The organism is Rheinheimera oceanensis, assembly GCF_018831085.1.
Lineage (GTDB): Bacteria > Pseudomonadota > Gammaproteobacteria > Enterobacterales > Alteromonadaceae > Alishewanella > Alishewanella oceanensis.
Map to the genome: position 1 here is coordinate 1 of NZ_JAGPNM010000030.1, position 2,608 is coordinate 2,608.

2 protein-coding genes are annotated in these 2,608 nt (G+C 50.8%); both read right to left on the reverse strand.

Translation table 11 applies throughout. The annotated features are described in order from the left end of the window. A partial coding sequence (locus tag J3B89_RS20885; RefSeq protein ID WP_215768309.1) for an efflux RND transporter permease subunit occupies positions 1 to 2,244 on the reverse strand: 2,244 nt, incomplete at its 3' end. A gap of 10 nt (positions 2,245 to 2,254) precedes the next feature. Beyond that, a partial coding sequence (locus J3B89_RS21450) for a permuted SH3 domain-containing protein (protein ID WP_491009109.1) occupies positions 2,255 to 2,608 on the reverse strand: 354 nt, incomplete at its 5' end.

The window sequence follows — 2,608 nt, forward strand, 5'->3', positions numbered from 1 at the left end:
ATCCAGTGCTACGCTTTGCTGTTTGGCTTTGGTGCGGTCGATATCCAGGTCCAGCTGCGGTACATTGACCTGGTAGCCGGAGAAAACACCCGTCAGCTCTGGTGTTGCACGGGCCTTTTGCATAACCTGCATAGTGACTTTGTACAGCTCTTCATAACCATGATTGCCACGGTCCTGTATCTGCAGGCGGAAACCGCCGATGGAACCCAGCCCTCTGACCGGTGGCGGTGGGAAAATAGCAATAAAGGCATCTTCAATACCGGCAAACTGCTGTCTTAATGTTGCAGCTATAGCAGCGGCCGACATTGCCGGATCGGTACGTTGGTCAAAATCTGTCAACGGGGTAAACATTAATGCTGAATTAGGGCTGTTACCGTCAAAGCTCATACCCGGAAAGCCTATAGCATGCGCCACTCCCGGATGTTGCAGCGCAATACGGGACATTTCCTGAACGACTGCTTCGGTGCGCTCCAGTGAAGCGGCTTCCGGTAACCTGACAAGAGAAATCAGATATTGTTTGTCCTGAGAGGGCACATAACCGGTAGGAGTGGTAGCAAACTGCAGGCCGGTTAAGCCCACCAATACCACGTACATTACGCCCACTATTGCGCCAAAGCGGATCACTTTTTTTACCAGCCAGCCGTAGCCTTCAGACAAACGGGCAAAAAAGCGGTTAAAAGGGCCAAATAACCAGCCACCCAATAACTTATCCATACCGCGGGTTAAGGCGTCTTTTTTCTCGTTATGGCCTTTTAATAACATGGCAGCTAAAGCCGGGCTTAAGGTTAACGAGTTAATGGCCGAGATAAAGGTTGAAATAGTAATGGTCAGCGCAAACTGCTTATAAAACTGGCCGGTTAAGCCAGACATAAAGGCGGTAGGAATAAATACCGCCGCCAGTACCAGGGTGGTGGCAACGATAGGCCCGGTGACTTCTTTCATGGCTTTTTGTGTCGCGGCCACCGGCGATAAACCTTCGCTGATATTACGCTCAACGTTTTCTACCACCACGATGGCGTCATCTACTACGATACCGATGGCCAGTACCAAACCAAACAGCGACAAAGCATTAAGTGAAAAGCCCAGCAGATGCATAAAGGCAAAGGTACCCACTAAGGACACCGGCACGGCTACCAGCGGAATAATAGAGGCGCGCCAGGTTTGTAAAAACAGCACCACCACCAATACCACTAACAACACTGCTTCCAGCAGGGTTTTTACCACGGCCTCAATAGAGCCACGCACAAAGATGGTTGGATCGTAAACAAGGCTGTAGGTTAAACCTTCCGGAAAGTTTTTTGACAACTCGGCCATTTTCGCCCGTACATCATTTGAGATTTGAATAGCATTAGAGCCGGAGGCCTGAAAAATAAGTACAGCTACAGACTCTTTATTATCCAGTATGGATCGTAGCGCGTAGGTAGAGGCACCCAGCTCTACACGGGCAACGTCTTTTAAGCGGCTGATTTCGCCGTTAGCACCTACCTGAATAATAATATCTTCAAACTCTTCTACCGTAGCTAAGCGGCCTTTTACGTTGATCAGCAGCTGAAAGTCGGCATCGCCGCTGGGCTGGGTGCCTAAACTACCGGCGGCCGCTTGCTGGTTTTGCTCGCGGATAGCCGCAGTAATTTGTGCCGGCGATAAACCCAGAGCGGCAACTTTGTTCGGATCCAGCCAGACACGCATACTGTAATCGCCGCCTCCGCGCAGCCGCGCCGCGCCGACACCTTCAATCCTGGCCAGTTCATCTCTGACGTTTAGTGACGCGTAGTTAGACAAATACAGCAGGTCATAACGTTCATCCGGCGAAGTTAAATGCACCACCATGGTTAAATCCGGTGACGATTTCTCGGTTACCACGCCCAAACGCTGTACTTCCTGCGGCAGCCGCGGCATGGCACGGTCTACCCGTGCCTGCACCTGGCTTTGCGCCAGATCTACATCGCTGCCAATGGCAAAGGTTACCGTTAATGTCATACGGCCATCAGACGTTGCCTGTGATGACATATACAGCATGTTCTCCACCCCGTTAATTTCCTGCTCCAGTGGCGAGGCCACCGTTTCGGCAATCACTTTGGGGTTAGCGCCGGGGTAGTTAGCCGTTACCACTACGGTAGGCGGCACCACTTCCGGATATTCACTGATTGGCAACTGCCATACTGCTATTGCACCGACAATAAAAAACAGCAGGGAGATAACGGCGGCAAAAATGGGCCTTTTAATAAAAAATTGCGAGAACATCTTTGCCTCCTTAACCCCGGTTTACCGCATGATCAGCACTTTCGTCCCGGGTATTTTCAGCCTCTGCGGTTAACGCTGCGCTGGTTTGTTCCAGCAATTGTTGTTTATTACGCAGTGCCACCAGTTGTTCATCGCTTGCCATATCAATCAGTTTGGGTTCAATCTGCATATTCGGCCTGACCCGCTGCAGGCCGTTAACCACAATGCGGTCTGTTGCTGTCAGCCCTTCTCGCACAATGCGCAGGCCGTTTACTTTTTCACCCAGCTTTACCGCCCGGTACTCCAGCTGATTATCCGCGTTTACCACCAGCACAAATTTGTTGTTTAAATCGGTGCCAACGGCCTTTTCGTCAATCAAAATACC